The 24,073-nt window shown below is 68.8% G+C and carries 23 protein-coding genes; 14 read left to right on the top strand and 9 right to left on the bottom strand.

Annotated features, from left to right (window positions below; all coding sequences use genetic code 11):
• The first annotated feature begins 34 nt into the window (after positions 1-34).
• The 4 genes from coaBC to GQE99_RS05350 all read left to right on the top strand — a co-directional run bounded on the left by coaBC (position 35) and on the right by GQE99_RS05350 (position 4,818).
• Positions 35-1,231, top strand: coding sequence for a bifunctional phosphopantothenoylcysteine decarboxylase/phosphopantothenate--cysteine ligase CoaBC (gene coaBC, locus GQE99_RS05365; protein WP_161350561.1), 1,197 nt, complete (start codon positions 35-37; stop codon positions 1,229-1,231).
• Positions 1,228-1,695 (top strand): dUTP diphosphatase, encoded by a 468-nt coding sequence (gene dut / locus GQE99_RS05360; RefSeq protein ID WP_161350560.1) that lies wholly within the window; start codon positions 1,228-1,230, stop codon positions 1,693-1,695. The genes coaBC and dut overlap by 4 nt, the downstream gene beginning before the upstream one ends.
• The gene (locus GQE99_RS05355) at positions 1,692-2,726 is read left to right on the top strand and encodes a HesA/MoeB/ThiF family protein (RefSeq protein ID WP_161350559.1); all 1,035 of its coding nucleotides are present in this window, start codon (positions 1,692-1,694) and stop codon (positions 2,724-2,726) included. The genes dut and GQE99_RS05355 overlap by 4 nt, the downstream gene beginning before the upstream one ends.
• Before the next feature lie 67 nt (positions 2,727-2,793).
• Complete coding sequence (locus GQE99_RS05350) at positions 2,794-4,818, top strand: M3 family metallopeptidase (protein WP_161350558.1); 2,025 nt, start codon at positions 2,794-2,796, stop codon at positions 4,816-4,818.
• Positions 4,819-5,000: 182 nt separating this feature from the next.
• On the opposite strand, the gene GQE99_RS05345 is transcribed toward GQE99_RS05350, so the two are convergent.
• Positions 5,001-5,426, bottom strand: coding sequence for a hypothetical protein (locus GQE99_RS05345; RefSeq protein WP_161350557.1), 426 nt, complete (start codon positions 5,424-5,426; stop codon positions 5,001-5,003).
• 66 nt (positions 5,427-5,492) lie between these two features.
• Here GQE99_RS05345 and GQE99_RS05340 point away from each other — a divergent pair, with 66 nt between their 5' ends.
• Positions 5,493-6,179, top strand: coding sequence for an NAD-dependent deacylase (locus tag GQE99_RS05340; protein WP_161350556.1), 687 nt, complete (start codon positions 5,493-5,495; stop codon positions 6,177-6,179).
• Here the strand turns inward: GQE99_RS05340 and GQE99_RS05335 are convergent.
• Both GQE99_RS05335 and GQE99_RS05330 read right to left on the bottom strand, forming a co-directional pair.
• Entirely contained in the window at positions 6,176-6,622 is a 447-nt protein-coding gene (locus tag GQE99_RS05335) for a copper chaperone PCu(A)C (protein ID WP_161350555.1), read from the bottom strand. The two genes, GQE99_RS05340 and GQE99_RS05335, sit on opposite strands and share 4 nt — an antisense overlap.
• 32 nt (positions 6,623-6,654) lie before the next feature.
• A complete protein-coding gene (locus GQE99_RS05330) occupies positions 6,655-6,993 on the bottom strand; it encodes a hypothetical protein (protein WP_161350554.1) in 339 nt (112 codons plus the stop codon).
• 123 nt (positions 6,994-7,116) lie between these two features.
• Between GQE99_RS05330 and GQE99_RS05325 the strand changes: the two genes are divergently transcribed.
• A complete protein-coding gene (locus GQE99_RS05325) occupies positions 7,117-8,127 on the top strand; it encodes a methyltransferase (protein WP_161350553.1) in 1,011 nt (336 codons plus the stop codon).
• A gap of 113 nt (positions 8,128-8,240) precedes the next feature.
• Here GQE99_RS05325 and rpmB read toward each other — a convergent pair whose 3' ends face one another.
• From rpmB to GQE99_RS05310, 3 genes are all read right to left on the bottom strand, one after another.
• Complete coding sequence (gene rpmB / locus GQE99_RS05320) at positions 8,241-8,528, bottom strand: 50S ribosomal protein L28 (RefSeq protein WP_161350810.1); 288 nt, start codon at positions 8,526-8,528, stop codon at positions 8,241-8,243.
• Between the two features lie 177 nt (positions 8,529-8,705).
• Complete coding sequence (locus GQE99_RS05315) at positions 8,706-9,461, bottom strand: hypothetical protein (RefSeq protein WP_161350552.1); 756 nt, start codon at positions 9,459-9,461, stop codon at positions 8,706-8,708.
• Positions 9,462-9,604: 143 nt separating this feature from the next.
• The gene (locus GQE99_RS05310) at positions 9,605-10,255 is read right to left on the bottom strand and encodes a DUF1236 domain-containing protein (protein WP_161350551.1); all 651 of its coding nucleotides are present in this window, start codon (positions 10,253-10,255) and stop codon (positions 9,605-9,607) included.
• Positions 10,256-10,557: 302 nt separating this feature from the next.
• Here GQE99_RS05310 and GQE99_RS05305 point away from each other — a divergent pair, with 302 nt between their 5' ends.
• Positions 10,558-11,778, top strand: coding sequence for an MFS transporter (locus tag GQE99_RS05305; protein ID WP_161350550.1), 1,221 nt, complete (start codon positions 10,558-10,560; stop codon positions 11,776-11,778).
• Between the two features lie 3 nt (positions 11,779-11,781).
• Here GQE99_RS05305 and GQE99_RS05300 read toward each other — a convergent pair whose 3' ends face one another.
• Both GQE99_RS05300 and meaB read right to left on the bottom strand, forming a co-directional pair.
• Positions 11,782-13,614, bottom strand: a complete 1,833-nt coding sequence (locus tag GQE99_RS05300; protein WP_161350549.1) for an ABC transporter ATP-binding protein — start codon at positions 13,612-13,614, stop codon at positions 11,782-11,784.
• Positions 13,615-13,676: 62 nt separating this feature from the next.
• Positions 13,677-14,657, bottom strand: a complete 981-nt coding sequence (meaB, locus tag GQE99_RS05295) for a methylmalonyl Co-A mutase-associated GTPase MeaB (RefSeq protein WP_161350548.1) — start codon at positions 14,655-14,657, stop codon at positions 13,677-13,679.
• Between the two features lie 150 nt (positions 14,658-14,807).
• On the opposite strand from meaB, the gene GQE99_RS05290 reads away from it, so the two are divergent.
• The 4 genes from GQE99_RS05290 to GQE99_RS05275 all read left to right on the top strand — a co-directional run bounded on the left by GQE99_RS05290 (position 14,808) and on the right by GQE99_RS05275 (position 20,030).
• Positions 14,808-15,443 carry a DUF3108 domain-containing protein gene (locus GQE99_RS05290; protein ID WP_161350547.1) on the top strand — a complete coding sequence of 212 codons (636 nt, stop codon included), beginning with the start codon at positions 14,808-14,810 and terminating at the stop codon, positions 15,441-15,443.
• Between the two features lie 41 nt (positions 15,444-15,484).
• Positions 15,485-17,899 carry an ATP-dependent helicase HrpB gene (gene hrpB / locus GQE99_RS05285; RefSeq protein WP_161350546.1) on the top strand — a complete coding sequence of 805 codons (2,415 nt, stop codon included), beginning with the start codon at positions 15,485-15,487 and terminating at the stop codon, positions 17,897-17,899.
• Positions 17,900-18,010: 111 nt separating this feature from the next.
• Complete coding sequence (locus GQE99_RS05280; RefSeq protein ID WP_161350545.1) at positions 18,011-18,469, top strand: NUDIX hydrolase; 459 nt, start codon at positions 18,011-18,013, stop codon at positions 18,467-18,469.
• 82 nt (positions 18,470-18,551) lie between these two features.
• Positions 18,552-20,030: an inorganic phosphate transporter gene (locus tag GQE99_RS05275; protein ID WP_161350544.1), complete on the top strand. Its 1,479-nt coding sequence runs from the start codon at positions 18,552-18,554 to the stop codon at positions 20,028-20,030.
• 91 nt (positions 20,031-20,121) lie between these two features.
• Here GQE99_RS05275 and GQE99_RS05270 read toward each other — a convergent pair whose 3' ends face one another.
• Entirely contained in the window at positions 20,122-21,402 is a 1,281-nt protein-coding gene (locus GQE99_RS05270; RefSeq protein WP_161350543.1) for an acetylornithine deacetylase/succinyl-diaminopimelate desuccinylase family protein, read from the bottom strand.
• A 156-nt stretch (positions 21,403-21,558) separates the two neighbouring features.
• Here GQE99_RS05270 and GQE99_RS05265 point away from each other — a divergent pair, with 156 nt between their 5' ends.
• The 3 genes from GQE99_RS05265 to GQE99_RS05255 are packed head-to-tail and all read left to right on the top strand — an operon-like array spanning position 21,559 to position 23,991.
• The gene (locus tag GQE99_RS05265) at positions 21,559-22,638 is read left to right on the top strand and encodes a coiled-coil domain-containing protein (protein WP_161350542.1); all 1,080 of its coding nucleotides are present in this window, start codon (positions 21,559-21,561) and stop codon (positions 22,636-22,638) included.
• Between the two features lie 2 nt (positions 22,639-22,640).
• Positions 22,641-22,856, top strand: coding sequence for a hypothetical protein (locus GQE99_RS05260; RefSeq protein ID WP_161350541.1), 216 nt, complete (start codon positions 22,641-22,643; stop codon positions 22,854-22,856).
• Complete coding sequence (locus GQE99_RS05255; protein ID WP_161350540.1) at positions 22,849-23,991, top strand: hypothetical protein; 1,143 nt, start codon at positions 22,849-22,851, stop codon at positions 23,989-23,991. Before GQE99_RS05260 ends, GQE99_RS05255 begins: the two co-directional genes overlap by 8 nt.
• The last annotated feature ends 82 nt before the right edge of the window (positions 23,992-24,073 follow it).

The raw sequence follows: 24,073 nt of genomic DNA, 5'->3' as shown, positions 1-24,073 counted from the left end.
TGAGGCGCCCGGTCGCGGCGCGGGGGAGGGTCTGATGCTCGCTGGAAAACGTATTCTTCTGATCATCGGCGGCGGGGTGGCGGCGTTCAAGTCACTCACGCTGATCCGCACCCTGCGCGAACGGGGGGCGAGCGTCGTGCCGGTCGTCACTCGCGCGGGCCAGGAATTCGTTACGCCGCTCTCGGCCTCCGCGCTGGCCGCCGAAAAGGTCTATACCGATCTCTTCGACCTTACCGACGAGGCGGAGATGGGTCACATCGAGCTCAGCCGGGACGCCGACCTTGTCGTCGTCGCACCGGCCACCGCCGATCTGCTGGGCAAGATGGCCAACGGGCTGGCCGACGACCTCGCCTCGACGCTGCTCCTGGCCACCGACAAGCGCGTGCTGGTCGCCCCCGCGATGAACGTGCGGATGTGGGAACATCCGGCGGTGCAGCGCAACGTGGAGACACTGGCCGGGGACGGCGTGCTTTTCGCCGGTCCCGTCGAAGGCGCGATGGCCTGCGGCGAATTCGGCTACGGCCGGCTGGTGGAGCCGGACGAGATCGCCGATGCGATCGCCGGCGCGCTCGCGGACGGACCGCTCAAAGGCAAGCACGTGGTGGTCACCTCCGGCCCGACGCATGAGCCCATCGACCCGGTGCGCTACATCGCCAACCGGTCGTCCGGCGCGCAGGGCACGGCGATCGCCGAGGCTCTGGCCGCGCTGGGGGCCGCGGTGACCTTCGTGACCGGCCCGGCGGATGCCGCGCGCCCCCGGGGCGTCCACGTGATCGAGGTCGAGACCGCGCGCCAGATGCTCGAGGCCGTCGAGGGCGCCCTGCCCGCCGACGCGGCGATCTTCGCCGCCGCCGTCGCCGATTGGCGCGTCACGCAGGCCGCGGACAAGAAGATCAAGAAAGATGCGTCGGGCGTGATGCCCATGCTCGATTTCGCGGAGAACCCGGACATCCTGGCCCGCGTGAGCCAGATGAAAGAGGGACGTCCCGCGCTCGTCGTGGGCTTCGCCGCCGAGACGAACGACGTGGTCGACAACGCGACCGCGAAGCGCACGCGCAAGGGCTGCGACTGGATCGTGGCGAACGACGTGTCGCCGGAGACCGGCATCATGGGTGGCTCCGAGAACGCCATCGTCCTGATCTCGTCCGAGGGGGCCGAGGACTGGCCGCGCATGGGCAAGGTCGAGGTGGCACGCAAGCTTGCCGCCCGGATCGCGGAGGCGCTGGCATGAGCGTGACGGTGCGCGTGCTGCGCGAAGACTGGGCCGACCCGGCGATCGCCCTGCCCTCCTACGAAACCGGCGGCGCGGCCGGGGCCGACATCCGCGCGAACCTCGCCCCCGAGGACCGGGCGGCCGGGATCACGCTGGCCCCGATGGAGCGGCGGATCATCCCCACCGGCCTGCGCGTCGAGATCCCGGCGGGCTACGAGATGCAGATCCGGCCGCGCTCGGGCCTCGCGTTGAAGCACGGCCTGTCGCTGCCCAACACGCCGGGGACCATCGACAGCGATTATCGCGGGCCGCTGGGCGTGCTGCTGGTCAATTTCGGGGCGGATCCCTACACCATCGCGCATGGCGACCGGATCGCGCAGGCGATCATCGCGCCCGTGGTGCAGGCGGCCTTCGACGTCGTCGGATCGCTGGGCGACAGCGACCGGGGCGCAGGCGGCTTCGGCTCGACGGGGACGACATGATCTATGTCCTGATCGCGGTCGGGGCGATCTGGGGGCTCGGGGTGCTGTTCAAGGTCCCGACCTCGCGCCGCTGGGTGCTGATCGGTATCCTGCTGGCCGCCGTTCTGCTGGCCCACGCGGTCCTGCCCCCCACCCATCCGCTGCCGCGCCTGTTCGGCGGCACCTTCGCGGGATGGGCGACGCTCGTGGGCGTGCTGATCGCCATCGCGGGCTACGGCCGGGGCCTGCGGGCGCTGCGCGCCCGGGCCAGACCGGCCGAGGCGACCCCGTCGGGGCCCTTCAACGACACCGAGCTCGACCGCTACGCCCGCCACATCGTATTGCGCGAGATCGGCGGCACCGGCCAGAAGGCGCTGAAGGAGGCACGCGTGCTGGTCGTCGGTGCCGGGGGGCTGGGATCGCCCGCCCTGCTCTACCTCGCCGGGGCCGGGGTCGGCACCCTGGGGGTGATCGACGACGACGTGGTGGACAATTCCAACCTGCAACGCCAGGTGATCCATCCCGACGCGGCACTTGGCACGCCCAAGGTGTTCTCGGCCGAGGCCGCGATGAAGGCGCAGAACCCGTATGTCACCGTGCGCCCCTACAACCGGCGCCTGACCGAGGAGATCGCCGAGGAGCTGTTCGCCGACTACGACCTGATCCTCGAAGGATCGGACAATTTCGACACCCGCTACCTCGTGAACCGCGTCGCGGCCAAGTTGGGCAAACCTGTGATCGGCGCGGCACTGACGCAGTGGGAAGGGCAGATCTCGGTCTGGGACCCGGCGCGCGGCACGCCGTGCTACGCATGCGTGTTCCCGGAGGCCCCCGCCGAAGGGCTGGCCCCCTCCTGCGCCGAGGCGGGCGTGCTGTCGCCTCTGCCGGGTGTGGTGGGCTCGATGATGGCCGTCGAGGCGGTGAAAGCGATCACGCAGGCCGGCGAGGGGCTGCGCGGCCGGATGCTGATCTACGACGCGCTCTACGGCGACACGCGGCTGATAAAGCTCAAGCGGCGGGCGGATTGCCCGGTCTGCGGCACGCAGACGTGACATTCGCGCGGCGCGCTCTGGACGTTCGGCCGCGGCGCACATAGCTCTGGCGCAAAGGAGACGCGCCATGACCAACCCGCTTCTGTCCGACTGGGACACGCCCTTCAACCTGCCCCCGTTCGACGCCATCACCGATGACGATTTCGCCCCGGCGGTCGAGACCGCGCTGGAGGAGGCGCGCGCCAACGTCGCGGCGATCGCCGGCTCGGACGAGCCGCCCACCTTCGCCAACACGATCGAGGCGCTGGAACATGCCGATGCCACGCTGTCGAAGGTGCTGGGCGTCTTCTTCAACTTGGCGGGCTCGGACGCGAACGAGCGGCGCGAGGCGTTACAGCGGGACTTCTCGCCGATGCTCGCCGCCTATGCCTCGGACATCCTGCTGAACGCGGACCTGTTCGCGCGGATCGAGGCGCTGTGGCAGGAGCGCGAGACGCTCGACCTCGATGCCGAGCAGGCCCGGCTGCTGCACGTCACCCGCCGCCGCTTCGTGCGCGCGGGCGCGCTGCTCGAAGGGGCCGACCGGGACCGCTACCGCGCGGTGATGGAACGCCTGGCGGTGCTCGGCACCCAGTTCACCCAGAACCTGCTGGCCGATGAACGGTCGTGGTACATGGAGCTTTCCGAGGCCGACCTCGAGGGGCTGCCCGAAGACCTGGTCGACACGGCCCGCGCGGCGGGCGAGGACCGGGGCGTCGGCGGGCCGGTCGTGACCCTGTCGCGTTCGCTCATCACCCCGTTCCTCGCCGCCTCGCCCAGGCGCGCCCTGCGCAAGCGGGCCTACGAGGCCTACGTGTCGCGCGGCGCCAACGGCGGCGCGTCCGACAACCGGGCCATCGCGGCCGAGATCCTCAAGCTGCGCGAAGAGCGCGCAAGGCTGCTGGGCTACGAAAGCTTCGCGGCCTACAAGCTCGAACCCGAGATGGCCGGCACGCCCGAGGCGGTGGCCGAGCTGTTGACGCAGGTCTGGACACCCGCCCGTGACTCGGCCCTCGCCGATGCCGAGGCGCTTGAGGCCCTGCTGGTCGCCGACGGGCACCCCGCGCCGCTCGAGCCCTGGGACTGGCACTATTATTCCGAGAAACGCCGGCAGGCCGAATTCGCGCTCGATGAAGCGCAGGTGAAACCCTACTTCCAGCTCGACCGCATGATCGAGGCCGCGTTCGGCGTCGCCGGGCGGCTTTTCGGGCTGGAGTTCCGGCCGCTCGACGTGGCCGTGCCGCACCCTGATGTCAAAGCCTTCGAGGTCACGCGGGACGGCGAACACCTGGCGGTGTTCATGGGTGACTACTTCGCGCGCGGCTCGAAGCGCTCGGGCGCGTGGTGCTCGACCATGCGCAGCCAGTCGAAGGCCGCGGACCAGCGCCCGATCGTGGTGAACACCTGCAACTTCGCCAAGCCCGAGCCCGGCAAGCCCGCGCTTCTGAGTTACGACGACGCGCGCACGCTGTTTCACGAGTTCGGCCACGCGCTGCACCAGATCCTGTCGGACGTGCGCTATGAAAGCCTGTCGGGCACCTCGGTCGCACGCGACTTCGTCGAGCTGCCGAGCCAGTTGTTCGAACACTGGCTGGAGGTGCCGGAGGTGCTTTCGAAATACGCGACGCATGCGCGGACGGGCGAACCGATGCCCGACGACCTGCTCGACCGGGTGCTGGCCACCGCGAATTACGATGCCGGGTTCCGGACCGTGGAATATGTCGCCTCGGCGCTGGTCGACCTGGAGTTCCACCGCGGCGCCGCGCCCGCGGACCCGATGCAGAAACAGGCCGAGGTGCTCGAAGAGATCGGCATGCCGCGCGCCATCCGCATGCGCCACGCCACGCCGCATTTCGCGCACGTGTTCTCCGGCGACGGGTATTCCTCGGGCTACTACAGCTACATGTGGTCCGAAGTGATGGACGAGGACGCCTTCGAAGCGTTCCGCGAAACCGGCGACCCGTTCGACCCGGCGATGGCCGACAGGCTGGAGACGAACATCCTGTCGCGCGGCGGGACCGAGGAGGCGGACGTGCTCTACACCGCGTTCCGGGGCAAGATGCCGGAGGTCGAGGCGCTGCTGCGCGGGCGCGGGCTCGTCGCGGCCGAGTAGGAGGGTTTGCGCGGGGCGGACGGGCACACGGCCCGTTGGCCTCCGTCTCTCCCGCTCTCACCCATTTTTCACTTTTCCGGTTTTCCGGTTTTCCGGTTTTCCGGTTTTCCGGTTTTCCGGTTTTCCGGTGAAACCGGGAGTCCCGTTTCGCCTTATCGTCAACCCCGGAAAACCGGCGCCCCCTACCGCAGCACGCCGCGCCGGGTCATCGCGCGGGCGTAGAGCCACAGGAACAGGGCGACCAGGATGAGCGCCGCCGTGAAGGCCAGCGCGCCCTCGCCCATCGTGTCGACCAGCGCGGTTCCCATGCTGGAATAGGAATGCAGCGTGTTGCCCAGCAGCCCGATCAGCGACAGCACGAAGGCCAATTGCGCGAAGCCCGAACGCAGAAGCAGCAGGATCGACCCGATCACCGCACCCCACGCACCCAGCGCCCAGAACGCCTCGGCCCAGGGCGGGAAGGACGCGTACCACGCCCGCTGCTCCGGGGTCATCATGCCGAGGTAGCTCTCCTGCGCGAAATGGGCCATCACCCAGTCATAGGCCCCGCCCGCGTTCCACAGAAGCGACAGGCCGCCCACGACCCAAAGATGCCACGGTGTCTTCATCCCGTTTCCTCCCCGCGAAACCCTTGCGGCTGGACCCGCCCCGGTCAAGCATCCTAGGGTCGGGTCATGTCGATCGTCATTCTTACCGGGGCCGGGATTTCGGCCGAAAGCGGGCTGGGCACCTTTCGCGACAAGGACGGGCTCTGGAGCCGCTACGACCTGAACGACGTGGCCACGCCGGAGGGCTACGCGCGCAATCCGGAGATGGTCCAGGACTTCTACGACGCGCGGCGCGCCAATTGCCGGGGTGCCGCACCGAATGCGGCGCATCAGGCGCTGGGGCGCCTCACCGCGGCGCGCCCCGACACCCTTCTCGTCACCCAGAACGTCGATGACCTGCACGAACGTGGTGGCGCGCGTGGCGTGGTCCACATGCATGGGGAACTGTCGCGCGCGCTCTGTGCCGCCTGCGACCACCGTTGGGACGCGCCCGAGGCGATGGCGGTCAGCGACACCTGCCCCGCCTGCAACGCGACCGCGACCCGGCCCGACGTGGTCTGGTTCGGCGAAATGCCCTACCACATGGACCGGATCTACGATGCGCTGATCACGGCCGACCTCTTCGTGGCCATCGGCACCTCCGGCAGCGTCTACCCGGCCGCCGGCTTCGTGACCGAAGCGAAGCGGGCCGGGGCCGAAACGCTCGAGCTCAACTTGGAGCCGAGCGAGGCCTACGGGCTGTTCGACGCCGGCCGCTACGGGCCGGCGTCGCAGATCGTGCCGCTCTGGGTCGACGAGGTGATCGGGGCCTAGTCGCCGGGCTGGCGCTCCAGGTCGACCGGGACCTCGACCTCGATCTCGCCCGCCTTCTCGAAGACCAGCGTGAGCGTGAAGCTGTCACCCTGCGTCATGGGGTCGTTCAGCCCCATGAACATGACGTGATCGCCACCCCTTTGGAGCATGTGGATGGTTCCGGCAGCGACCGGGAACCCCTCTTCGACATGGGTCATCCGCATCACCCCCTCGTCGGTCTCAAGGTGGGTGTGCAGTTCGGTGCGCTTGGCGATGTCCGAACGGACATCGACCAGCCGGTCGTCTTCGTCCCCGTTGTTCTGGATGCCGAAGAAGGCAGCCCCGGCGATGGCGTTCATCCCGGCGGCGCGGGCGTAGGGATCGAGGATGGTGATCTCGCTCTCGGCCAGGGCAGGCAGGGCGAATGTGGCGGCGGCGAGGGCGCCGAGGATCGTGCGTTTCATGGTTGTGTCTCCTGGGTCTGATGGGTTCGGGATCAGACCGTGCGCGGAGGGCCCCGGGCGGATGGCTCCAGCTCGTCGCGCGACGCACGGGGCGCCGGGCCCGCGGGCTCGACGGTGCCGATCGCGCGGGGGGCAAAGACGGGCACGGGCGGCATGTCCGCGGCCTGGGCGAAGATCGAATGCGCCTCGGGGCACAGGTCCACCTCTTCGACAGGCTCCCCGTCCGCGCCCAGGGTGATCGTCTTGATCCCCATGCCGGTGCAGATGACGATCTGCTGCCCCATGCCCGCAGGCGCGCCCTTGGCACCGGCGAGCAGGACACCCGCGACGGCGACGATGAGCGACAGGGAGAGGGCCAGGACCGGTTTCATGGCGTCCCTTCTATCGCCGTGCCGGCGGTACCCGCAAGGCACGCCATGTCGCAGGGGCGCGACCTGCTTGGTCTTCCGGCCCCGGCCCCGTAAGGTAAGCGCATACCAACAGAGAGGATGATCATGGCCGGCCTGACCGAAGCCGAGGAAATTTCCGACATCGCGTTCGCCTACATGGGATCGAAGGCACTCTTCGCCGCGATCCGGTTCGACATATTCACCATCCTGGCCGACGGTCCTCGCACGGCCGACGCCATCGCCGAGGCCGCCGGGCTTCCGCCAGAGCGTTGCCGGACGCTCATGACCGCGCTGACGAGTCTCGGGCTCACCACCGCGGATGGCGACCTCTTCGCCAATTCACAGGCGGCGGAGGCGTTCCTGGTGAAGGGCGCCAAGTACGATTTCAGCGATTACCTGTCGCGCCAGGTTGGCCAGCAGATGTATCCGCTGATGGACCAGATCGAGCCCGCGCTGAAGGACGAGCTCGACGAGGATGCGACCGACAGCTACGACACCTGGTTCTCCGATGCCGAAGAAGCGCGGCTCTACTCGGAAAGCCAGCACGCCGGGTCGCTGGGTCCGGCCCGGGGCCTTGCCAAGCGCGTCGACCTGTCGGGAGCGCGCAAGCTCCTCGACGTGGGCGGCGGCACCGGCGCGATGGCGATCACTCTGTGCAAGGCCAACCCGGAGCTGACCGCGACGATCCTCGATTTCCCGAACGTGGCGAGCCTTGGCCGCGAATACGTCGAAGAGGCGGGGCTTTCGGCGCGCATCGCCTACCGTGAAGGCAACGCGCTGGAGGCCGAGTGGCCCACGGGACAGGACGTGATCCTCATGTCCTACCTCTTCTCGGGCGTGCCCGATCACACCCACGCGGACCTGATCGCGCGCGCCTATGACCACCTTGCCCCGGGCGGGCGGCTGCTGATTCACGACTTCGTGGTGGATGCGGACCACACCGGCCCGAAGAACACGGCGCTCTGGCAGCTGCAGCACACCGCCTTCACGCCGGAAGCGCGCTCGCTCGACGATGCGTGGCTTGCGGGGGCGCTGGAGCACGCCGGGTTCGAGAACGTGGATGTGGCCCCACTGATCCCCGGCATGACCAAGCTGGCGCAGGGCACGCGCCCCTGATCACGTCACCCCGCCCCGCGCACCGGGGCGGGCCCCAACGCGGGACACGCAGTCGGGCAAACGAAAACGGCCCCGCCGGAAGGCAGGGCCGTCTTTCACGATTGCGACGTGGATCAGGCCGAAGCCTGGGCCTTCGCGATCTCTTTTTTCACTTTGAGCGCTTTCGCCGACAGCTCGCTGTCCTTCGCCTTGGCGAGGAACTTGTCCAGACCACCACGGTGGTCGACGGTGCGCAGGGCCGAGGCCGAGATGCGCAGCTTGATCGGGCGACCGAGGGTTTCCGACACGAGCGACACGTCGTTCAGGTTCGGCAGAAACCGGCGCTTGGTCTTGTTGTTGGCGTGGCTGACGTTGTTGCCAACGGCCGGGCCTTTGCCAGTCAGTTCGCAGACGCGCGACATGGGTTCATCCTCATCTATTGGGCAGTTTCCGGGGGCGTCCTCGCCCATATATCCAGACTTGCCAGTCAATACAAACGGGCGCCGCCGCGGCAGCGCCCCGAATTCCGTCCGGGGCTATTAAGCCGCTTTCGCCACTCCGTCAAGTGAGTCGGCCCCATGAAAGCGGGGGTTTTCGCTTCACGCGGCGAGCGACCCGATGTGTGGCCACCATATCGCGGGGTCGGCGAAATCGACACCCTCGCGGGCGGCGAGCGTCGTGGTGACGATTTCGCCGCCCTCCTCGGCCGACAGGTCGAAGACCTGGGCCTTGAACGCGTCGATGGCCGCGGCCCGCTCGCTCCCGCCGATGCGCAGGAAATGCATCGGGCAGCCGGCGTAGTCGGCGGCATGGGTCATGGGCTCCAGCATGCGGCGAAACAGCATGGCCCGCGTGTCCGGCGCACCGGTGAGTTCGTCGAACTCCGGCAGCGGGCAGGTCCAGTCGGGCGAAGCGCCGACGACCGTCAGATCGGCCAGGTCGCTCACCATGCGCCCGGCCGCGAGCGCCACGTCACCGCCCAGGCCGAAACCGGACAACGACAGCGGCAGGTCACCGAAGCGGCTGCGCGCCCAGGTGCTGACGGTGGGAATGTCGAGAACGGTTTCACCGAGGATGGTCCAGATCAGGCGGGCGTAGTCGGCCTGGGCGGCCTCCCGCAAATCCCCGGCCCCGTCGCCGCGCGCGCCGTGGCGGGCAAGGTCGAGCGACACCGCGATCTTGCCTTCCTGGTTGAAGAGCCCGAGGAGCGGCGCGGTCTCTTCCCGCCGCTGCCCGAAGTCGGGAACGTGGATCACGATGCCCGTGGCCGCGTCGGGTGGCAGGGTCCAGATCAGGGGAATGTCGTCCAGGCGCGCCTCGTGGAACGGGCGAAGAAAATGAATGCTCGCAGTCATGTCACTGTCCTCTCGATTTCGTTCACAACGATTCTGCCTGCATTTTGTTCCCAAAACGTGAAGACCCACAGCATGTGGGAAAAAAGAAGGCGGCCCGCGGGGAGGACGCGGGCCGCCGGAACGTGGGTGGTTGCGGGCAGGGGTTACCGCACCACGCGCACGATCGCGCGGGTTTCACCGTCGATGATCACGGTGTCGCCGTTCACGTTGGCATAGGCGTACTGGTCGTAGTCCGGCACCGTGTGGAGGCGCACCTCCTGCGGCACGGTCACGCCGACCACCGGTTCACCCGAAAGGAAGATCGGCTCGACCGGGTTGGCCTCGACGTAGGTGACGACTTCATCGTCGATCTCGCCGATGGTGCCGCCGGCAGCCGTCCCGGCGATCCCGCCGACGACAGCGCCCACGGGGCCGCCCAGCGCAGCGCCGACCGCGGCACCGGCCGCACCGGTCGCCAGCGCGGCTTCTTCCGCGTCAGCGTTGGCGTCATACTCGACGACCTCGACGGTCTCGATCTCGGCCACGGGCTTTTCCTCGACCTGGAGGTAGGTCGAATAGGCCCAGCCGGTTTCACCTTCGAAGGTGACTTCGCACCAGCCGCCGCCTGCGACGCAACCGTTCAGGTCGACCATGCCCTCGGCGGGGATCACGTCGACGATCTTGTATTTCGGGCCGGGGCCCATGCGCAGGTTCAGGTCGGTGGTCGCCGAAGCGGTACCGTCCTGCGCCATCGCGGCGCCGGTCGTGAGGGTCAGGGCCGCAGCGGACCCGAGCAGAAGAGTCTTGTTAAGCATTTCTCTTTCTCCATCTTCTTTGTTGCGCGGGCCCTATCCGGCCCGCAGCATCTGGACGCACAACCGCTGCGCAGCCGGTCCGTTCCACCGCGATTGCGGACATCAGCGAAATTCTGCCCCTGCCCCGGCGCCACCGGCGGCGAATTGCCAAACCCCTGAAAAGGCGGATTTTTCCGGGAACATTCGCGCGCCCCTTGGCGTTCCGCGCGTCACGTCGTGCGACAGTCGGCCCCGCCCCCTTCGAAACCCGGCGCGCGACCGGCCACCTTGCACAGGCGCGCGCGATGGCATCTAACCGCGCCATGACAGACCGCACGACACCCGTCCGGGACCCGAGCCCCCGCGCCCTCGCCTACCCGGCGTTCCGCCTCTACTACATGGGCGCGGTCTGCGGCACCAACGGCGGGTGGGTGACGCGCATCCTGCTGGCCTGGCTCGCCTGGGACCTGACCAATTCGCCCTCTTTCGTCGGGCTGATCGCGGCCACCACGCTGCTGCCGGTCGCGCTGATCGGGCCGTTCTTCGGGGCGATCATCGACCGGATGAGCACGCGGGTCGCCTTCGCGCGGGTGACGCTCGCGCTTCTCGCCGTGCCGCTCCTCCTGTCCACGCTCCTGGCGCTCGACGTGCTCACGCCGGTGCCCCTGTTCCTCGTCGCACTGCTCTTCGGGGCGGTGATGTCCGCCTACCACCCGGTGCGCCAGTCTCTGGGCCCAAGGTTGGTCGAGCGGCCGGCGATCGGGTCGGTCGTCGCGCTCGCCGCGCTCAACTTCAACGTCGGCCGCCTGCTCGCCCCGGCGATCGGAGGGACGCTGATCGCGCAGGTCGGCACGCTGCCCACGTCGCTGCTGGGCATCGCGCTGGCCATACCCAACGTGCTCATCGCCCCGGCCCTGCGCCCGCGCGAAGGCGACCATAGCCGCCACGGCGCACTGCGCGACGACCTCAAGCAGGGGTTCACCGTCGTGTGGACGCGCTGGCCGATCCGCCGGTCGATCCTGCTCGCGGTGACCGCCATCGGGCTCAGCCGCGGGATCTCGGAAATCCTCGCGCTGATCGCGGACGGCCAGTTCGCGCGCGGGGCGTCGGGCCTCGGGCTCATGACCTCGGCGGTGGGCGGCGGCGCGTTGGTCGCGGCGATCTTCCAGGTCGTCGCGGGCAACCGGCTGGTGCGCAACCGGCCCCTGCGGCTGGCCGTGATCTGGATCGGCTTCATCGGCGCACTGGGGCTGGTCTACGCCCCGAGCTTCGAATGGGCGCTGCCGCCCGCCGCGATGGTCGGCTTCGCATCGACCTTCGTGGGCGTGTCGCTCCAGATCGGCGTGCAGGCGCGGCTCGAGGACGAGTACCGCGGGCGCGTCATGTCGATCTGGATGCTGGCGGGGACCGCGTCGACCTCGTTCCTCGCCTTCGCGATCTCGACGGTGACGGAATGGACCGGCGTCACCGCCGCCACCACGATCTTCGTCGCGATCTGCGCGGTGGCCACGATGGCGATCTGGCTCAAGCCGGTGCGCGACTGAGGCTCACTCGGCCGCCTCGTCGGCCAGGAACCCGCCCGACTGGCGCGCCCAGAGATCGGCATAGATCCCGCCCTGGGCCAGCAGCTCGGAATGGGTGCCGGTTTCCGCGATGCGGCCGTCGTCGAGCACGACGATCCGGTCCATGTGTGAAATCGTCGACAACCGGTGCGCGATGGCGATCACCGTCTTGTCGGCCATCACCTCGTAGAGCGTTTCCTGGATCGCCCCCTCGACCGCGCTGTCGAGCGCCGAGGTCGCCTCGTCCAGCACGAGGATCGGGGCGTCCTTGAGGATCGCGCGGGCGATGGCGATGCGCTGACGCTGGCCGCCCGACAGCTTCACGCCCCGTTCGCCCAGGTGCGCGGCATAGCCTTCGCGCCCGTCGGCATCTTCGAGGTCCGAGACGAAATCATGCGCCTCGGCCCGCTCGGCGGCGCGGATCACCGCCTCTTCGTCCGCGGCCGGGTCGCCGTACTGGATGTTGTCCCAGGCCGAGCGATTGAACATCGCGGTGTCCTGCGTGACCATGCCGATGGCACGGCGCAGGCTGTCCTGCGTGACGTGTGCGATGTCCTGGCCATCGATGGTGATACGCCCCGCCTCGGGGTCGTAGAGCCGCAGGAGGAGCGAGACGAGCGTCGATTTCCCCGCGCCGGACGGGCCGACGATGGCAAGCTTTTCGCCCGCGTGAACGGTCAGGTCGATCCCCTCGACCCCGCCCTTCATGCGGCCGTAGGCGAAATCCACGTTGTCGAAGCGGATCGCGCCCCCGTCGATCTCGAGCGGTGTCGCCCCCGGTGCGTCGCGCAGTTGGTGGTCCGGGGTCAGGGTGCGCATCCCGTCCTCGATCTCGCCGATGTCGCGGTAGAGGCTCATCAGCGCGAAGCTCACCCAGCCGGTCATCTGCGCGAGCCGGACCGAGACGGTCCCCGCCGCGACGATGTCCCCGGCGGTCGCGCTGCCCGCCTGCCATGCGACCGCGGCGCCGGTGACGAGAAGCACGGGCAGCGTGCCGGCCAGCGTCATCAGGACCAACCGGAAGGTGGCCGAGAGACGGCCGAAGTGGATCACGGTTTCGCGGAAATCCTTCACGGCGCCGAGGGCGGATTCGTCCTCGTGTCCCGCGTTCGCGAAGAGCTTCACGGTGCGGATGTTGGTGATCGTGTCGACCACAGTGCCGGTGACCACCGCCCGCGCCGCCGCGCGTTTCTTGGACCGCTGGCGCACCTTGGGCAGGAAATACCCGATCACCGCGGCATAGCCCGCGAACCACAGCAGGAAGAGCGGCGCGAGCCACAGGTCGATGGAGGCCACCAACGCGAAGGCCCCGAGCACGGAGGCCAGCGCGAAGGCCACGACGTTGATCGACTCGACCACGAGGTTGGTCATCGCGTTCGAGGTCTGCGCCTGCTTCTGGGCAAGCCGACCGGCGAAGTCGCTGTCGAAGAAATCGACCGACTGGCCCAGCATCCAGCGGTGCAGGCGCATGATGACCAGCGGTGCGATGGCGGGCGTGACGACGACCTGGGTCATCAGGTTCGACAACGCGAAGATCGCGGGGCGCAGCACCATGAAGAAACCCAGTGCGACCGCGAAGAGCACGAGGTTGTCGGTGGAGAAGAAGTTCTCGCGCCCGCTCGCCGTGACCCCGTCGATCACCCGCCCCAGCACCCAGGCGGTGCCGGTTTCCGAAAGGCCCGCCAGCACCGACACGACCGCCGCCACGATCAGAACCGGCCACGCGCCCTTGAGCGTCCAGCGCACGAAGGCGAGGAGCGTGCCCGGAGGGGGACCGTCCGCCGCGCGGAACGGGTCGATCAGGTTCGAGATGCGCATCCCCACCTAACTAGGCGCGCCCGGCACAAAGGCCAAGTCACCGCGCCGTGACCCGGGGACGTTCAGGCGCCGCGCAGGGCGTCCAGAACCTCGTCCGCGGCGGCGGTGGGCGAGATCGTTCCCGCCTCCACCTCTTCGCCGCGCCGGCGCACGAGATCGCGGATTGCGGGGTCTTCCTCGAGCCGGGCCAGGAGCCCGGCGCGCAGGTGGTCGTTGAACCAATGGCGGGCCTGTGCGGCGCGCCGCGCCTCCCAGTGGCCGGTTTCCTTGCGCCAGTCGGAGAGCGCGACCATCGCCTCCCACGCATCCTCGAGCCCGTCCTGCGTGACCGCCGAAACCGTCATCGCCTTGGGGTAGCCCTCCGGGTCCTGCGGGCGCTTGCGCAGGAGCTTCAGTGCGCCGGAATAATCGGCACAGGTGCGCGTGGCAGTCGCCTTCAGATCGCCGTCCGCCTTGTTCACGAGGATGATGTCGGCGATCTCCATGATTCCACGTTTCACGCCTTGAAGCTCGTCCCCGCCCGCCGGGGCGAGCAGAAGCAGGAACAAATCCGACATTTCGGCGACCATCGTCTCGGACTGGCCGACGCCCACCGTTTCGATCAGCACCACGTCGAACCCGGCCGCCTCGCAGATCGCCGCCGCCTCCCGCGTGCGGCGCGCGACGCCGCCGAGGTGGCTCTGGCTCGGGGAAGGACGGATGAAGGCGTCGGGGTGGCGCGAGAGCTGTTCCATCCGGGTCTTGTCACCCAGGATCGACCCGCCGGAGCGGGCCGAAGACGGATCCACCGCCAGCACGGCGACTCGCAGCCCGCGGTTCACCAGGAACATGCCGAAGGCCTCGATGAAAGTGGACTTGCCCACGCCCGGGGTGCCCGAGAGGCCGATGCGCATCGCGCCGCCGGCGCCGTCCTTCAAGGCTTCCAGAAGCGCGACGGCCTGCTCGCGGTGATCGGCCCGGCCGCTCTCGACCAGCGTGATCGCCCGGCTGAGCGCGCGCCGTTCGCCGGCCTTCACCCGTTTCGCAAGATCCTCGATGTCCATCGCGCCCTCCCGGTTTCGACCGTCTTGCAACGCATGCCGCATGATGTCCAGCAACGGGACAATTCATCATTGCCCAAGGGCCGCCAGATCGTGAGATTCGGAGTGTCAGATACATTTTCTTCAACTGATTCCCATGACGAGGTGTCGCTGATGTCGGTGCCCAGATTGCTCGCTCTCTCCCTCTTCCTCGCCGTCGCCGCGACGGGCGCGCGGGCCGAAGGCTTCTCCGTCGCCCTGCGCGGTTTCCCCGTCGGCACGCTCCATGTCGATGCCGAGATCGACGGCGGCCGGTTCGATTTCAAAAGCCAGTTCCAGACCACCGGGGTGGTCGGCATCCTCGCCCGGGTGCGCTTCCTCATGCGCTCCACGGGAACGGTGCGCGGCCACATGCCCGAGCCTGTCGCCTATGCCGAGCAGATGAACACGGGGGCGCGCGTCAGCGACGCCAACATCCGCTTCGCGCCAGGCGATCCCCGCTGGGATCCGAACACCGCGCTGGTCTACGCGTTCACACCGCGGCCGGTCGAGGCCGGATGTGCCCTGCGGGTGCGCATCTTCGACGGCGCGCGCACGACGGACGTGGTCGCGAGGGAAACGGCGCGCGCGGGCGGACGGGTCATCTGCCGCGGGGCCCTGATCCGGGTCGACGGCTTTTCCGCCGCGGCGATGGCCGACACCCGGCAGCACGCCTTCACCGCCACCTACGAGGCGCGGGGCGACCGGCTGGTGCTGGCGATGCTGGAGACCGAGACCGATTACGGCCCCGTCACGCTGACCCCCCGCTAGCCCGCTTGCCCGCACCGGCGCGAGCGCCGATAACGCGGGGCATGACACGGCTGCCCATCGACGACGCGATCCCAGACCTGCTCGACGCCATTTCAGCGGCGGGGCGCGCTGTCCTGATGGCGCCCCCGGGGGCGGGCAAGACCACGCGCGTCCCGCTCGCGATGCTCGACCGCGTGCCGGGCCGGATCGTGATGCTGGAGCCCCGCCGCCTCGCCGCGCGCGCCGCGGCCGAGCGGATGGCCGAGACCCTGGGCGAGCCGGTCGGTCAAACGGTCGGCTACCGCATCCGGGGCGAGGCGAAGGTGTCCAAGGGCACCCGGATCGAGGTCGTGACCGAGGGCATCCTGACACGAATGCTGCAATCCGACCCCGCGCTCGAGGGGATCGGGGCACTGATCTTCGACGAATTCCACGAACGCTCTCTCAACGCCGACCTGGGCCTCGCACTCGCCTGGGAAGCGCGCGGGGCGCTGCGCGACGACCTCGTCCTCGTGGTCATGTCCGCGACGCTGGATGCCGAGCCCGTCGCGGCCCTCATGGATGATGCGCCCGTGGTCCGCTCCGAGGGGCGCGCGTTCCCGGTGGAGACGATCTGGCTCGACCGGCCGCTGCCGAAAGAGACGCGCTTCGACCGGGCCGTCACCGACCTCGTCACCCGCGCGGTGGCCGAGGCCGAGGGCGGCGTGCTCGTCTTCCTGCCGGGCGAAGGCGAGATCCGCCGGGTGGCCGGCGCGCTCGACCTGCCAGCGGAGTGCCAGGTCCACATGCTCTTCGGCGCGATGGAGATGAAGGCCCAGCGCGCCGCGATCCGCCCCGCCACTTCGGGCCGCAAGGTGGTGCTGGCGACCGCGATCGCCGAAACCTCGCTCACGATCGAGGACGTGCGCGTGGTCGTGGACGCGGGCCGGGCCCGGCGGGCCCGGTTCGACCCGGGCTCGGGCATGTCGCGGCTCGTCACCGAACGGGAGTCGCGCGCGGAGGCCGAACAGCGGCGCGGCCGCGCGGGCCGCGTGGCGCCCGGCACCTGCTACCGGATGTGGACCAGGGGCGAAGAGGGCGCACTTCCCGCCTTCGCCCCGCCCGAGATCGAGGTCGCCGACCTCGCCCCCCTCGCGCTGGAGCTGGCGCTCTGGGGATCGGGGGATGGCGCCGACCTCGCCTTCCTGACGCCGCCGAATCCCGGCGTGCTCACCGAGGCACGGACGCTTCTGACCGAGCTCGGCGCGCTGGACGGGGGCCGGATCACCGATCACGGCAAGACGCTGGCCCGCCTGCCGCTGCATCCCCGTCTGGGTCACATGCTGACGCGCGCGGGGCGCGGGGCCGCCGATCTCGCCGCGCTGCTGGCCGAACGCGACCCGCTGCCGCGCGGCGCGTCCGTGGACCTCGCCCTGCGCCTCGCAGCCCTGCGCGACCCGACGCGCCACAACGCCAACCGCGGCACGGTGGAGCGCATCCGGGCGGAAGCCAAGCGCCTCGCCCGGCTGGCGAAGGACCGACCGCGCATGAGCCCGGCGGAAATGGCTTCGCTCGCCTATCCCGACCGGGTGGGCCTCAGACGCAAGGGCGACCAGCCGCGGTTCCTCCTGTCGGGCGGCAAGGGCGCGATGCTGGACGAGGGCGATCCGCTGGCCGGCGAGCGCCTGATCGTCGTGACCGACACCGACGGCAACCCGCGCGAAGCCCGTATCCGGCAGGCCATCGCGATGACCGAAGGCGAACTGCGCGCGGTCCACGGCGACGCGATCGGTTGGCACAAGGTCTGCGACTGGTCGAAACGCGACGGACGCGTGGTGGCGCGCGAACAGGAACGCTTCGGGGCACTGGTGCTCGATGACCGCGCCTGGAAGAACGCCGACCCCGAGCTCGTCGCGCGCGCCATGCTGGAGGGCGTGCGCCAGCTGGGCCTCACCCCCTCGCCCGCCGCGCAGCGTTTCCGCGCACGCGTCGCGCTCCTGCGCGACAGCGACCCGGACTTGCCGGACCTCTCGGACGAGGCGCTCATGGAAACGCTCGACGACTGGCTCCTGCCCCATCTCGCCGGCGTGCGCACGGCGGCGGAGTGGAAACGTTTCGACATCCTCGACGCGCTGCGCGCGATGCTCACCTGGGACCAGATGCAGCGCCTCGACCGGGCCGCGCCCGCGCATTTCACGACGCCGATGGAGCGCCGTATCCCGATCGACTACGGCGCCGAGGTGCCCGAGATCGAGGTGCGGCTGCAGGAGATGTTCGGCGTCACCGAACACCCCCGCGTGGGCCGCACGCCCCTGCGCGTCACGCTGCTCTCGCCCGCGGGCCGCCCGGTCCAGACCACCACCGACCTGCCGGCCTTCTGGGCGACGTCCTACGACGACGTGCGCAAGGACATGCGCGGGCGCTACCCCAAGCACCCCTGGCCGGACAACCCGGCCGAGGCCCAGCCCACCCTGCGCGCCAAGCGGCGCGGTGGCTGAGAGGCTGCCCCGGGGCCGCCAACACGCCCGGAGTCCTGTAAAATTTGATTTTTCGACCGTTCACCGGTATGTTGGTCGCCCAAAGAAAAAAACAAATACAGGCGGTTTCGTATGACGACCCTTTTTTCAAAGGCGTGGGACGAGGTGCTCAAGCCCCTCATCAAGCGCCCCAACAAGTTCCAGGTCGCGGCCCTGTGCTACCGCAAGACCGACGGCGGCAAGGAGGTGCTCCTGGTGACCTCGCGTGGCACGGGACGGTGGATCCTGCCCAAGGGCTGGCCCATGCAGGGCAAGACCGCGGCCGAGTCCGCGCGTGAGGAAGCCTGGGAAGAGGCCGGCGTCACAGCCAAGTCCGTGGGCGAGACCCCCCTGGGCTCCTTCGACTACATCAAGGATCGCGACGAGGGGCTCCCGACGCCCTGCGACACGCAGGTCTACCCGGTCGAGGTGGCCGACGTGACCGATGACTTTCCCGAGGCCGGCGAACGCGAACGGCGCTGGCTGCCGGTCGAAGAGGCCGCCCAGCTGGTCGAGGAAGAAGGTCTCAAGGACCTGCTGCGCCGGTTCTGAACGCCTGCGTTGCAATCGTGCGCCCCGTGCGCTAGGCGCTTCGCGATTGTGACGGACACGTAACAGGCAGGTAACAGCCGGGATGACCGAGAAAAGCGGTAACCAGTGGAAGACACTGGATCGGGACCTCGACCGGATCGGGCAACTCGAACGCGCCACGCAATATGTCTCGCGCCCCATGGTGGGCCTCGGGGTGTCGCTGGCCTTCATCGTGATCGCGGGGATCGGTGCGGCGCTGTTCTTCGGCTTCCAGCCGGGCAGCTTCGTGGTGATCGCGGCGGCCGGTTTCGGCGCCTACATGGCGCTCAACATCGGCGCCAACGACGTGGCCAACAACATGGGCCCGGCGGTGGGCGCCAACGCGCTGACGATGGGCGGGGCCATCCTGATCGCGGCGATCTGCGAAAGCGCGGGCGCGCTTCTCGCCGGCGGCGACGTGGTCTCGACGATCTCCAAGGGCATCATCGACCCCAACGCGGTCGCCGACCTGCGCGTCTTCGTCTGGGCGATGATGGCCGCGCTGATCTCCTCGGCGCTCTGGGTCAACCTCGCCACGTGGATCGGCGCGCCCGTATCCACCACCCACTCGGTCGTGGGTGGCGTCATGGGCGCCGGGATCGCCGCGGCCGGGTTCTCGGCCGTGGACTGGAATTCGATGAGCGCCATCGCGGCCAGCTGGGTGATCTCGCCGGTCCTGGGCGGCGTCATCGCGGCGAGCTTCCTGGCCTTCATCAAGGCCAACATCATCTACGTCGACGACAAGCTCGCCGCCGCGCGCCGCTGGGTCCCGGTGCTGATCGGCATCATGGCCGGCGCCTTCGCCACCTATCTCGCCGTGAAGGGGCTCAAGAGGATCATCTCGGTCGACCTGATCACCGCCATCGCGATCGGTGTCGGCGTCGCCGTCATCGCGACGCTGCTGTCGCGCCCCTACATCCGGCGCAAGTCCGAGGGGATGGAGAACCGCAACAAGTCGCTCAAGGTCCTCTTCGGCCTGCCGCTGGTGATCTCGGCCGCGCTCCTCTCCTTCGCTCACGGCGCCAACGACGTGGCCAATGCGGTCGGCCCGCTCGCGGCAATCGTCCATGCCGAACAGGTGGGCGAATTCGCCGGCAAGGTGTCGATCCCGACCTGGGTGATGATCATCGGCGCCTTCGGCATCTCCTTCGGGCTCGTCTTCTTCGGCCCGAAACTGATCCGCATGGTCGGCAGCCAGATCACCAAGCTCAACCCGATGCGCGCCTATTGCGTGGCGCTGTCGGCCGCGATCACGGTGATCGTCGCCTCCTGGCTGGGGCTCCCGGTCTCCTCGACCCACATCGCCGTGGGCGGCGTCTTCGGTGTCGGCTTCTACCGCGAATACCACGCCGAGCGGCGCTACCGGCAGAACGCGCGCAACAACGGGGTCGCGCGCCGCCTCCCGCCAGAGGAACGGCGCCGTCGCAAGCTCGTGCGCCGGTCGCATTTCATGACGATCGTCGCGGCCTGGATCATCACGGTCCCCGCGGCCGCGCTCCTGTCGGGGGTCATCTTCGCGATCCTGAACGTGATCGCGACCTGATCCCCTTCATCGTTCCGTAAATACTTCGGAGAGGGGTTTGGGGGGAGGCCGGCCTCCCCCCAACGGGTCGCGGCAGCCCGCTGCCGCGAAATCAGCCCAGCAGTTCCTCGAGCACAAGCGCCATGACGCCCGCGCTGTCCACCATGTCGTCGATGCCGACCCATTCGTCGGGCTGGTGGGCCAGGTCGAGGATGCCGGGACCGTAGGCGATGCAGTTCTTGAGCTTGCCGATCCGGTCGATGTGCTTCTGATCGTAGGTGCCGGGGCTGACCACGTAGTCGGGCATGCGGCCCAGCACCGTCTCGATCGCCGCGGCGGTCGAGCGCACGACGGGCGCATCCTCGTCGGTCATCGAGGGGATCACCTCGAAGAGCTCGCGCACCTCGTATTCGAAGCTGGGCCGCGTGGCCTTCACCCGTTCGAGGAGCGCGCGCACCTCGGCCTTCACCTCGTCCACGGATTCCTCGATCAGGAAACGCCGGTCGATCACGATCCGGCAGCGGTCCGGGACGACCGGCGCCGGCAGGCCGGTGTAGCTCGGGTCCTGCTCGCGCTCGCCACCGTGGATCGAGTTGATGTTGAGGGTGGACTGGCGCGCGCCGTCGGGCACCACGGGCATCTCGGTGTGCTTGGAGGCCAGGAGCGGAAACAGCGACTCTTCCATCTCCGCCAGCACCGCCCCCATGTGGCGCACCGCGCTGTCGCCCAGGAACGGCATGGAGCCGTGGGCGATCCGCCCCTTCGTCTCGATCTCGGCCCACCACACCCCGCGATGGCCCAGGCAGATCCGGTCCTTGTTGAGCGGTTCGGGGATGATGACGTGCTGGACGCGGTCCGGGTCGAACCAGCCGCGCTCGGCCAGGTAGGCGACCCCGCCGTAGCCGCCGGTTTCCTCGTCTGCGGTGGCCGAGATCTCGATCGCGCCGTTGAACTCCGGATGCGCGGCGATGAAGGTCTCGGCAGCGATCACGCTGGCGGCGAGGCCCCCTTTCATGTCGCAGGCGCCCCGGCCATAGACGCGTCCGTCGGCGATCTCGCCCCCGAACGGGTCGCGCGTCCAGCCGTTGCCCACCTCGACCACATCGTGGTGGGAGTTGAAATGCACGCATTCGCCGGGTCGGCCGCCCTCGTAGCGCGCCACCATGTTCCAGCGCGGATGGGCGTCGCTGTCGCCCGGCGCCCCTTCGGCCCGCACGAGCTCCACCTGCCAGCCCCCGTCGCGCAGCCGGTCGCCCAGCATTTCGCAGATCTCGAGGTAATCGCGGCCCGGCGGGTTCAGCGTGGGGATGCGGATGAGATCCTGGCACAGGGCCGTCAGCGCATCGCGCTGCGCGGCCACGTCGTCGAGAAGAGGGGATTTCGTTTTGACCATATGGTCAGGCTATTTGGCTTTCGCGGCACGGGCAATCCGGTTCGCACCCCGCGCGGATTTTTCGTGCGCGGTTTCATTGCGTGGTGACGCCCTCTTCACATTCGCGCTAAGCTTCCCATATCGGATAATGTTACGTCTTTTAACTTTGAGGGTCCAATGGCCGGAAATCTCGACGCCCAGATCAAGGAAAGCCAGGCGCAGGTGCAGGAGGCGCAGACCAAGATCGCCGAGCTGACCGGCCGGATCGAGACCGCGCGCGAAAAGATGGCGACCGGGGCGGATATCTCCATCGACATCGAGAACGCGACGCTCGACGACGTGCACGCCCACACCCAGGTGATGAACGCCAACATCGCCGAGCTGATCATGGGGCTCGACGACGTGACCGCCGGTTTCTCCAAGGATTTCGACGAGATGCGCTCGAAGACCGGGTGGGAGACCTTCGTCGGCATCTTCTCCAAGCATCGCTCGGAAAGCCTGCGCCAGGAGCGCATGCGCACCGCGTCGATCGACGACAAGCTGCAGGACCTGATCTCGAAATCCGACACGATCGTGCAGCTCCTGCAAAGCCAGCTCGACATGCTCAACGACCAGAAGGCGCGGGTCGAGACGAACCTCACCGAAACGCTGGACGACCGCGAGGCCGTCGTGGGCGCGCTGGAAAAGCTCAAGGCCGACATCCAGGCGCTCGACCCGAAGATCATCGAACTCGAGAACAAGATCTCGATGGAACAGGACGCGGCCGCGCGCACGAAGCTGGAGTCGGAGCTCGCCGAGCTCAATGCGCGCTACAACGAGATGGTCCAGCAGGAGCAGGTGAACCTCGCCCGCTCCCAGACGCTCGAACGCTACATCGAGAAGGGCAAGACCTGGGTCGACAGCCTGCAGAACCAGGCCGCGACCCAGATGGTGCTGATCAACAAGCTCCAGACCGACACCAAGCAGCGCGTGGTGCTCTATGACGCGCTGTCGAAGTCGCTCAAGACGGCGCAGCAGCAGGACGTGGCCCACCGCATCAACGAGATCGGGGTCCAGACCGACAAGGAGGCGCAGGCCGCGATGGCCTCGATCGGGACCGCGACGAACCAGAAGATGGCCGACATGATGGAGGCGCACGAGGAACACATGGTCTTCGCCCGCGACGTGCTCGAAGCCAAGGCGAAGGCGGATGAACGCTTCGCGCGCCGCTTTGCCGAGATCGTCGAGAAACACGACAAGAACCTCTACGGGGCCTGAACGTGACCCGGCTGAGCCGCCCCCTGCGCTGGACCCTCGCGCTGGTCGTGACCGTCGCGGCCTCCGTCGCCCTGATGCTGGCCGCGCCCGCCCTGCCCTTCGATGGCACCGCCGGCGGCGCGATGCTGCGCGCGGGCCTGACCGGGGCGGTCTTCGTGGCGATGATGGCACTTCTGAAACTCGGCCGCCGCGAAAGCTCCGACACGCGAAATGACTGAGACCCAGACCCTTGCCGGCGATCACGCGGACCTGGAGGACACCCGGGTCATCCGCCGCTATTTCCGCAAGTTCGACGCGATCACCGGTCACCTTGCGCGGGTCGCGGCCCGGATGGAGACGGAAGGCAGCCTGAACCGCGACGAGGTGGCGATCATCGCGCGCTACGTCAGCGCGCTCGACTTCACCTTCCGCGCGCTCGCCAACAAGTACCACATGTCCGGGCGTGCCGAGGGCGCGGGACCCGGCGCGCTCACCTTCGACCGCGAGGATTCGGGCTTTCCGATCCATGCCGAGCTTCTCCAGATGGCCTCGGACGCGGCCCAGGCCACCAAGCATCTCAAGAACATGCCCTCCTCCGACCGGCTCAGGGACGAGATGGTCGAAGAGATCGTGGGCAAGCTCACCGTGCCCACGCGCCTGCAATACGCGATGAGCCAGCGGCTCTATTATGAAGAACTCGCGAAGGGCGACCTGTTCTGGCCGCAGAACGATCCCGACGCCAACTGGATGGGCAACCTTGCCGAGGGGCGCGATCCCCGGCGGCGGTACCTCGTTCACTGGGCGGTCTACGACAGCGGGCTGAACCTGCCGACGATCTACCTCATGGAGGTCGAGGACACCGGCCGCACCGCCCTGCCCAAGGACGAAACCCGCTGGCCCGCCGCACAGGCGCACCTGATGGCGCAGTCGATGGCCGGGCTGAAGCTGGTGACCATCGCGCGCGGGTTCGACCGCGATTTCGACGACCTTCACCCCAAGCGGCTTCGACGCATTCACGTGGGACCGATGTATTCCCACGCCTTCACCCGCCAGACCGGCCCGCTGCGCGACGTGCTGGCCGAGGCGCACGCGCCCGAGGGCGAGGACTGGGCGCTGGCCTGGACCGTCGAGGAGCTCGAGAGCGAGCGCGTGGAGATGGAGAAGTCCGGCTGGTTCGGACAGGTGGAGCGGGAGATCTTCGCGCTCGACCCGTTCTCGGGGCGCGGCGCCGACACCGGCGCCACCCGGATGAGCCGCGCGGTGATCCTGCCCGAACGCCCCTTCCAGGTGCTGGCCGAGAAGAACCCGCCGGGGTTTCGCGACGTGCGCAAGTTCGTCGTGAGCCCGGGGGGGCAGGTATTGAGCTATGCGTGAGGGGTTCGACGCGGGCTTCGCCCGCGCCGAACCGCCGGGAGGGCGCTGCCCTCCCGGACCCTCCCGAAGTATTTCCGGAACG

Source organism: Maritimibacter harenae, assembly GCF_009882975.1.
GTDB classification, from domain to species: domain Bacteria; phylum Pseudomonadota; class Alphaproteobacteria; order Rhodobacterales; family Rhodobacteraceae; genus Maritimibacter; species Maritimibacter harenae.
Note: the sequence above shows the minus strand (reverse complement) of the source record. Positions and strands in the feature narration are given on the sequence as shown.

Excerpts from the sequence above, each read along its gene's own strand:
- coaBC (WP_161350561.1), top strand. The coding sequence starts at position 35 with ATGCTCGCTGGAAAACGTATTCTTCTGATCATCGGCGGCGGGGTGGCG.
- dut (WP_161350560.1), top strand. The coding sequence starts at position 1,228 with ATGAGCGTGACGGTGCGCGTGCTGCGCGAAGACTGGGCCGACCCGGCG.
- GQE99_RS05355 (WP_161350559.1), top strand. The coding sequence starts at position 1,692 with ATGATCTATGTCCTGATCGCGGTCGGGGCGATCTGGGGGCTCGGGGTG.
- GQE99_RS05350 (WP_161350558.1), top strand. The coding sequence starts at position 2,794 with ATGACCAACCCGCTTCTGTCCGACTGGGACACGCCCTTCAACCTGCCC.
- GQE99_RS05345 (WP_161350557.1), bottom strand. The coding sequence starts at position 5,426 with ATGAAGACACCGTGGCATCTTTGGGTCGTGGGCGGCCTGTCGCTTCTG.
- GQE99_RS05340 (WP_161350556.1), top strand. The coding sequence starts at position 5,493 with ATGTCGATCGTCATTCTTACCGGGGCCGGGATTTCGGCCGAAAGCGGG.
- GQE99_RS05335 (WP_161350555.1), bottom strand. The coding sequence starts at position 6,622 with ATGAAACGCACGATCCTCGGCGCCCTCGCCGCCGCCACATTCGCCCTG.
- GQE99_RS05330 (WP_161350554.1), bottom strand. The coding sequence starts at position 6,993 with ATGAAACCGGTCCTGGCCCTCTCCCTGTCGCTCATCGTCGCCGTCGCG.
- GQE99_RS05325 (WP_161350553.1), top strand. The coding sequence starts at position 7,117 with ATGGCCGGCCTGACCGAAGCCGAGGAAATTTCCGACATCGCGTTCGCC.
- rpmB (WP_161350810.1), bottom strand. The coding sequence starts at position 8,528 with ATGTCGCGCGTCTGCGAACTGACTGGCAAAGGCCCGGCCGTTGGCAAC.
- GQE99_RS05315 (WP_161350552.1), bottom strand. The coding sequence starts at position 9,461 with ATGACTGCGAGCATTCATTTTCTTCGCCCGTTCCACGAGGCGCGCCTG.
- GQE99_RS05310 (WP_161350551.1), bottom strand. The coding sequence starts at position 10,255 with ATGCTTAACAAGACTCTTCTGCTCGGGTCCGCTGCGGCCCTGACCCTC.
- GQE99_RS05305 (WP_161350550.1), top strand. The coding sequence starts at position 10,558 with ATGACAGACCGCACGACACCCGTCCGGGACCCGAGCCCCCGCGCCCTC.
- GQE99_RS05300 (WP_161350549.1), bottom strand. The coding sequence starts at position 13,614 with ATGCGCATCTCGAACCTGATCGACCCGTTCCGCGCGGCGGACGGTCCC.
- meaB (WP_161350548.1), bottom strand. The coding sequence starts at position 14,657 with ATGGACATCGAGGATCTTGCGAAACGGGTGAAGGCCGGCGAACGGCGC.
- GQE99_RS05290 (WP_161350547.1), top strand. The coding sequence starts at position 14,808 with ATGTCGGTGCCCAGATTGCTCGCTCTCTCCCTCTTCCTCGCCGTCGCC.
- hrpB (WP_161350546.1), top strand. The coding sequence starts at position 15,485 with ATGACACGGCTGCCCATCGACGACGCGATCCCAGACCTGCTCGACGCC.
- GQE99_RS05280 (WP_161350545.1), top strand. The coding sequence starts at position 18,011 with ATGACGACCCTTTTTTCAAAGGCGTGGGACGAGGTGCTCAAGCCCCTC.
- GQE99_RS05275 (WP_161350544.1), top strand. The coding sequence starts at position 18,552 with ATGACCGAGAAAAGCGGTAACCAGTGGAAGACACTGGATCGGGACCTC.
- GQE99_RS05270 (WP_161350543.1), bottom strand. The coding sequence starts at position 21,402 with ATGGTCAAAACGAAATCCCCTCTTCTCGACGACGTGGCCGCGCAGCGC.
- GQE99_RS05265 (WP_161350542.1), top strand. The coding sequence starts at position 21,559 with ATGGCCGGAAATCTCGACGCCCAGATCAAGGAAAGCCAGGCGCAGGTG.
- GQE99_RS05255 (WP_161350540.1), top strand. The coding sequence starts at position 22,849 with ATGACTGAGACCCAGACCCTTGCCGGCGATCACGCGGACCTGGAGGAC.